The following is a 7,680-nucleotide window of genomic DNA, read 5'->3' on the forward strand; positions in this document are numbered from 1 at the left end:
CCTTGGAGTTTTGCTCAGGAACCCAATCCCGTCATTGCGAGCAGAGCGAAGCAATCCAGCTTCCCTCTCATTGTTGCTATGGATTGCTTCGCTCCGCTCGCAATGACGAACTATTCACAGCCACAGAATCTTCTTGCGGTACTCCAGGTCGGTCAGCAGCGGCGTCGCTGGCCCCTGGTGGAACACCGTACCGCGCTCCAGCGCGAAGACGCGGTCGGCCAGCGCCAGCACCAGATCGAGATTATGTTCGACGATCACGATCGAAGTGTGCCGGCGCAACAGATCAAACACCTTGAACAGTTCGAGGATCACGGTCGGCGCCAGCCCCTCGAACGGCTCATCCAGCAGCAGCAGCTTGACGTTGCCCGACATCGCGCGCGCCACCGCCACCATCTGTTGTTCGCCGCCGGAGAGGTAATCCGCCGCGACATCGAGCCGCTCCCTCAGCCGCGGGAAATAATCGAGGATCTGCTCCTCGCTCCACACCACGCCGTGGCTGCCGTCGGTCTTGCGCGCGAGACGGCCGAGCGAGAGATTTTCCCGCACCGTCATGCCCGCGAACAGGCCGCGGCCCTGCGGCACGTAACCGATGCCGGCGCGCGCGATATCCGGCGCGGAGGTTCCGGCGATATCGCGGCCCTCATACTGCATGGTTCCGGACGCCAGCGGCACGAGCCCGGCGATCGTCTTCAACAGCGTGGATTTGCCGGCGCCGTTGCGCCCGAGCAGCGCCACGATCTCGCCTTCGCGAACATCGAGCGTGGCATCGTGCAGGATGTGGCTCTTGCCATAGAACGTATTGACGCCCTCGAAGCGCAGCACTTGTGCCGCGTCCTCGCGAGCCGCATCGCTGCGGCTGTGCTCGACTTCGGGAATGCCGGTTCCCGTATAGATCTGCTGCACGCGGCGGTCGCTGCGCACCGCCTCAGGCGTGCCGGTCATCAGCACTTCGCCCTGGTTCATCACGGTGACTACTTGCGAGAAGCCGAGCACGCGATCGATGTCGTGCTCGACGATCAGGACCGGAATGTTGGCGGCCACGTTCTTGATCAGGTTGGAGACCCGTTCGCGCTCGGCGGCGGCCAGCCCCGCCAAGGGTTCGTCGAGCAGCAGCACCTTCGGCTTGGAGCCGAGCGCAATGCCGAGGTCGACCAGCCGCTGTCCGCCATAGGACAGCTCACCACCCTGGATCTCCTCGATGCCTTCGAGGCCAAGGAATTTGACGAGTTCGGCGGTCTCGGCGTGAACTTCCGGGTAGCTGTCGATATCGCGCCAGATGTTGAAGCGCATGGCGCGTTGCGCCTGCAGCGAGAGCCGCAGGTTCTCGTAGATCGTGAGCTCCTTGAACAAATTGGTGATCTGAAACGAGCGCGCCAGCCCGCGGTGGCAGATCAACTCGGCAGGCACGCCGTGAATTGGCTGGCCATCGAGGCGGATGGTGCCGTGTTCTGCGGTGTAGAGTCCGGAAATCAGGTTGAACAGCGTGGTCTTGCCGGCGCCGTTGGGACCGATCAGGGCATGAATCTGGCCGGCGCCGACCTCGAGGCTGGCGTTGTGAACGGCGCGGATGCCGCCGAAATGCTTGGAGATGCCCGTAACCTCCAGCACGGTGCCCTTGAGGCCCTCCGGCCGCAAGAATTCCGGCAGCGGCAGGCCTTCGTAGATCTTGCGCCTCGACATCGCGGCGGCTTCTTCCGGAGCGGGCCACCAGCGCCGGCTCAGCGTGGCCCAGATCCCGACCAGCCCGCCCGGCGAATACAGCACGAAGGCGACGAAGATCAGTCCGAACCAGAGCAGCCAGTTCGGCGTCCAGATCGAAAACAGCTCGCGGAACAGGATGAAGAACAGCGCGCCGAGCGCCGGCCCCAGCATGTTGCGCATGCCGCCGATCACGACGATCGCCAGCAACTCGCCGGAGAAGGGTACCGACACCGCTTCGGCCGAAACCAGATAATTCTGGAACCCGGTCAGCGCGCCGGCGAGCCCGGTCACCACGGCCGAGATCACGAACACGCCGAGCTTGTAGCGCTCCACCGGATAGCCCTGGAACGTGGCGCGCAGCTGGTTCTCGCGGATCGCCACCAGCACATGGCCGAACGGTGAGCGCACGATGCGCAGCAGCACGTAGAGCACGGCGAGCCCGATCAGCGCGACGACGGTGTAGTAGGTCAGCGCATTGTCGAGATTGAAGGGCCCGATGCTGCCGCGTTTCAGGCCGCCGAGGCCATCCTCGCCGCCGGTGACGTTGCTCCAGCGGAACGCGATCGTGTAGCTGAGTGCGGCCAGCGCCAGCGTCAGCAGCGAGAAGTAGACGCCGCGGCGGCGCAGGATGACGATGCCGACGATGGTCGAGGCGACCGCGACGAATACCATCGACAGCAGCAGCGGCAGCCAGACATCGCCGCGAAACCAGTTGAGCTGCATCAATCCCGCGGCATAGGCGCCGATGCCGAACCAGGTGCCGTGACCGAACGACACCAGCCCGGTGTAGCCGACGCAGAGATTGAGGCCCATCGCCGCAATCGCCAGCGCCACCACCATGATGCCGGTGTTGAGCGACAGCCCGAGCGCCTGCAAGCCGAACGGCAGTGCGACCAGTGCAAGGGCTGCCAATAGCAATGGCCGGTATTTTACCAGATGCGGGGCGGTTTTCATTCGAACTTCTCGATACGCTCGCCGAGCAGGCCGCGCGGGCGTACCAGCAGGATCAGGAACATCAGGACGTAGATCGAGGCTTCGCCGGCGGCGGGAACGAAATGGATGGTGATGCCCCTGACGACGCCGACCAGCATGGCGGCGATCACGACGCCCCAGAAACTCCCGAGGCCGCCGATCACCACGACGACAAAGGCGACAGTGATGATCTCGGCCCCCATCGCCGGATGCACGATGGTGATCGGTGCGAAGAAAGCGCCGCCCATCGCGGCCATGCCGACGCCGAGCATGACGATGGCGGTCATGTAGGGCTGCAGCCGGATGCCGAGGGCGGCGACCATGTCCGGCCGCTGGATGCCGGCGCGCACGACGCGGCCGAACGAGGTCTTGTGCAGCAACAGCCAGATCGCAAGCAACACCAGCGCGACCACGGCCAGGATCAGCAGCCGGTAGCGCGAGAACAGGAAATCGCCGACGATGACCGAGCCACGAAACACCTGGGGGATCGACGCCGACAGCGGCGCCGCGCCCCAGACGATGCGGATCGCCTGCTCCGCGACCATGGCGAGCCCGAAGGTCACCAGCAGGCTCAGGATCGGATCGGCGCTATAGAACCGGCGCAGGATGAATCGCTCGAACAGAATGCCGAGCATGCCGACCGCGATCGGCGACAACACCATGGCCGGGCCGAAGCCGAGATATCTGGTGATCTCGACCGAGGCATAGGCGCCGAGCGCGTAGAAAGCGCCATGCGCCAGATTGACCACGCCGCCGACGCTGAAGATCAGCGACAGGCCGAGCGCGATGAGGAGATAGTAGCCCCCGAGCACGAGGCCATTCACCACCTGTTCCAGCAAGAACCCGAACTGCATTCTCGATCCCGGAAGACACAAGGTGGCGGCGGTGAAAAGACGCCGATAAGCGTGTCACCCGGCGCGCGCCTGATGGGCGCTGCGCCGGGTGAAACTACGCAACGATTACATCGAGCAGGGGTTCTGCTCTTTGGTGAGGGCGATGGATTCCAGCGATTCGTTCGCTGCGGGGATCGCCCCGCCGAGCACCAGCATGTCCCACTTGTCCTTGGCCTGGCCCTTGGCCTTGACGGTGAAGGGGTAGGCCTCCTGCATCAGCTGATGATCCCACGACCGGAAATGCGCCTTGCGCGCCTTCAGGATATCGAACTGGGTTTCCTTCTCGAAGTAGCCAATCAGCTTGGTGGTGTCGGTCGACTTGGTCTCGTTCATGGCCTGCGCCATCATCTTCAGCGAGACATATTCGATCCAGGCATGGTTCTCCGGCGGCTTGCCGTACTTCTTGGTGAAGTTGGTCACGAAGGTCTTCGAGCTCGGCACTTCCGAGGTGTGGTACCAGACCGTCGGCCAGGTGCCGCTCAGATTGCCGTCGCCCGCCGCCCAGGCGTCGGCGGTGTTGAGGTTGAAGCCGACGATCGGGTAGGGCAGGCCGAATTCGGCATATTGCTTGATCAGGTTGGTGACCTGGTTGCCGGCGAGGTTGGAGCAGACGATGTCCGGCTTGGCCTGGCGGATTTTCAAGAGGTACGGGCTGAAGTCAGTGACGTCGGTGGCGACCAGTTCGTCGCCGATCAGGTTGCCGCCGTTGGCGCTGAAGAACGCTTTCGCCGCGCGGCCGAGATCGTGGCCGAAGATGTAGTCGGCGGTCAGCGTGTAGAACTTCTTGTCCTTCATCATGTTGTCGCGCACCAGCGCCTTGCCGACCGCGTTGACCATGACGGTGGAGGGGATGTCGACGTGGAAGGTGTACTTGTTGCAGTTCTTGCCGCGCAGCGCGTCGGAGCGCGCGCCGATCTGCATGAACAGCTTCTTGTTGCGTTCGGCGACCTGCATGATCGTGAGCGCCGAGGCGGAATTGATTTCGCCCATCAAGACGAGCGCGCCGTCCTGATCCAGCATGCGCTGTGCCTTGGTCGCGGCGGTGGCGGGATTGACCGAATCTTCCGAGGTGATGTCGAGCTGCCGGCCCATGACGCCGCCGGCCTGGTTGATTTCCTCCTCGGCCATGCGGATGCCGAGCTGCGCATAGGCGCCGAGCGCGCCGAGAAAGCCGGTCAGCGGCGTCAGATGGCCGATCTTGATCTTTTCGGACTGGCCATAGCTGATCGCCGGAAATCCGATCGCGGCAGCGCCGGCAAAGGCGGCGCTTCCTTTCAACAATGTTCGTCGGCTGTAGCGGGTCATCGTTGGTCTCCTCCCAAAGGGCGTTTCCGCGATGTCCCCCTTCATTCCGGCGTATGCGAGAATGTGAGAGACGTTTTTCTAATGTTGGATGATATTTTCGGACGCGGAGGTTCCTGTCAACGCCAAAAGCGGGCGCCGGCTTCGCCGTCAGGAGGATTTCGCGGTGTCCTTGGCGCCAAATTCGGCAGACAGACGATTGGCCGCAGCCCGAATCGTCCTGGCGTGGTTCTGCAACGCCTGGATGGAAAGGCGCCAGATCGGGCCGGATATCCCAAGCGCTCCAACGGTCTGGCCGGTGAAATCCATCACCGGCACGGCGATGCAGCGCACTTCCGGATTGAACTCGGCGTCATCGAAGGCGATGCCGCTGTGCTTGATCTCGGCGATCTCCTTCATCAGCGCCGCACTGTCGGTGATCGATTTTTCGGTCGATGGTTTCAGGTCGACGCGTTCGAGAAACCGCTTCAACTGCTCGGGACGCAGCGAGGCGAGAATGATCTTGCCAAGCGCGGTGCAATGCGCCGGCCGCACCACGCCGACGCGGTCGGTCAGTTGAAACGCGCCGGGGCCGCTGGTGCGGGCGATCACCACCACCGCATCGCCCATTCGCACTGCAAAATGGGCACTTTCGCTGGTTTCGCGCGACAAATCCTCGAGCACCGGAGTGGCGACATTCACCATCTCGATTTCGTCGAGCGCACTGGCCGCCAGCGCAAACAGCGGCCGGCCGATGCGGTAGCGCTTGGAGTCCTTCTCCTGGCGCAGATAGCCCAGCGACACCATGGTCTTGGCCAGATGGAACGTAGTGGAATTGTGCAGGCCGACCAGCTTGGAGAGGTCGGCCAGCCCGATACCGTCACGGTGACGCGCCACTTCTTCGAGAATCGCGAAGGCGCGACCGAGCGATTGAACGCCGACCCGCTGCCGGTCGTCGGCGTCGTCGTCGATGTCGGCCTGCGGAGGCTGCACCAGCTTCGCGATCGCGGTCTTGCGCGGAGCGGCTTGCTTCTCAACGGTCTTTTGTCTGGTACGCGCTGCCACGAATCTCATCTCCCCGCGACGATGCCGCACTCTATCAGGCGATCGGAACGACTGAACAGCGCCCTGGCCGCGCGTACGGCGTCGATCTCAAGCATACCACAATATCAATTGACGTACAGTATTATGGGAAATAGGTTTCGCGCGCCGGACTGACGTGTCGGAGGCGGCTCCCATTCGCTTGGGCCGCGATATCGTTGAGCGAGCAGGAGAGTAATGCAATGGCGGGTAATACGCTCAATGGTGCCCAGGTTATCGTCGACTATCTGATCCAGGAGAAAGTTCCGCAGGTGTTCGGCCTGTGCGGCCACGGCAATATTCAGTTCATCGACGCGCTGTACGAGCGTGCCGACGAACTCAAGACCATCTCGGTGCATCACGAGAGCGTCGCCGGCTTCATGGCCGACGTCTATTACCGCGTTTCCGGGCGGCCGACCGCCACCTTCACTTCCTGCGGCCCGGGCTCGGCGAACCTGCCGATCTCGCTCGGCAACGCCTTTCTCGACTCGGTCCCGTTCCTGGCGGTGACCGGCAACGTGCCGACCAGCCAGTTCAATCGCGGCGCGTTTCAGGAATTGTATCGGCATTATCAGGCCGACTTTCCCTCCACCGTGCGATCCTACTGCAAGAAGGTGTTCCAGCCGACGCGCGGCGAGATGGTGCCGCTGGCGATCCGGCAGGCCTGGAAGACCATGACCACCGGCCGTCCGGGCCCGGTCGTGCTCGACGTTCCCTTCGATGTGTTCATGGAGTCGGCCGCCGAGGAGGCGCCGAACGCGGAAGCCTGGAACGGCAATATCTCTAGCCGCTGCGGCGCCGACCCGGAAGGCGTGGTGAAAGCGGTCGACATGCTGCTCGGCGCCGAGCGGCCGGTGATGATCGTCGGGCAGGGCGTCCGCTACGGCGGCGCGGCCGACGAATTGCTCAAGCTTGCCGAGCGCCTGCAAATTCCGGTGGCGGCGTCAGCCTCGGGGCTTGGCGCCATCGACTGCAATCATCCGCTGGCGCTCGGCCTCGTCGCACGCGCGGGCCATTACCAGGCCAATCATGCGACGCGCCAGGCCGACGTGCTGCTGGCGATGGGGATGCGCTTCGACGACCGCACTTCGAGTTCGTGGATCCCGGGCTATTCCTTCAATATTCCGCCGACCAGGCTGATCCATGTCGATATCGATCCCGACGAAATCGGCCGCAACTATCCGGTCGCGCTCGGTCTGATGGCCGATGTGCGTACGTTCCTGCGACAGATCCATGCCGAACTCGACCGCCGCGCCGATCTGACGAAGCGCGCCGATGCCCGCAAGAAGTGGCTGGCGCAGATCGACACCTATCGCCAGGAGTGGGACAAGTTCGTTGCGCCGGGATTCTCCGACGACACCACGCCGATCAATCCGCAGCGCGCCGCGCTCGAAATCGACAAGGCGCTGCCGGAGAATGCGATCCTGGTCTCTGACATCGGTGTCCACCACAATTGGCTGCTGAGCTTCTGCAAGCCGAAGCGACCGGACTCGCTGATTGGTTCGATGGGCTTTGGCCCGATGGGATTTGGGGTGGCCGGCGTCATGGGGGCGAAGTTCGCGGCTCCCGACCGGCCCTGCGTGTCGGTGTGCGGCGACGGTGCATTCTTCATGCACGCCAACGTGCTGGGGACGGCGGTCGAATATAATCTGCCCGTGGTCTGGGTGGTCTGGAACAACTACGCCTATGCCTCGATCCGGGGCCTGCAGCGCGGCTATCTCGGCGGCCGCGAACTCGCCACCGACTTCCATGA

General features: G+C 63.5%; 5 protein-coding genes. 1 reads left to right on the forward strand and 4 read right to left on the reverse strand.

The window, feature by feature from the left end; all coding sequences use genetic code 11:
• Nucleotides 1-114 precede the first annotated feature (114 nt).
• From Q7T45_RS17590 to Q7T45_RS17605, 4 genes are all read right to left on the reverse strand, one after another.
• Nucleotides 115-2,655: a branched-chain amino acid ABC transporter ATP-binding protein/permease gene (locus Q7T45_RS17590; RefSeq protein WP_304872264.1), complete on the reverse strand. Its 2,541-nt coding sequence runs from the start codon at nucleotides 2,653-2,655 to the stop codon at nucleotides 115-117.
• A complete protein-coding gene (locus tag Q7T45_RS17595) occupies nucleotides 2,652-3,527 on the reverse strand; it encodes a branched-chain amino acid ABC transporter permease (protein WP_304872265.1) in 876 nt (291 codons plus the stop codon). The genes Q7T45_RS17590 and Q7T45_RS17595 overlap by 4 nt, the downstream gene beginning before the upstream one ends.
• Before the next feature lie 105 nt (nucleotides 3,528-3,632).
• Entirely contained in the window at nucleotides 3,633-4,871 is a 1,239-nt protein-coding gene (locus tag Q7T45_RS17600) for an ABC transporter substrate-binding protein (protein ID WP_304872266.1), read from the reverse strand.
• A 147-nt stretch (nucleotides 4,872-5,018) separates the two neighbouring features.
• Nucleotides 5,019-5,912 (reverse strand): IclR family transcriptional regulator, encoded by an 894-nt coding sequence (locus Q7T45_RS17605; protein ID WP_370691301.1) that lies wholly within the window; start codon nucleotides 5,910-5,912, stop codon nucleotides 5,019-5,021.
• Between the two features lie 218 nt (nucleotides 5,913-6,130).
• Here Q7T45_RS17605 and Q7T45_RS17610 point away from each other — a divergent pair.
• The coding region (locus Q7T45_RS17610) for a thiamine pyrophosphate-binding protein (protein ID WP_304872270.1) at nucleotides 6,131-7,680 on the forward strand (1,550 nt) is incomplete at its 3' end.

It is taken from the genome of Bradyrhizobium sp., from assembly GCF_030646015.1.
Classification (GTDB): domain Bacteria; phylum Pseudomonadota; class Alphaproteobacteria; order Rhizobiales; family Xanthobacteraceae; genus Bradyrhizobium.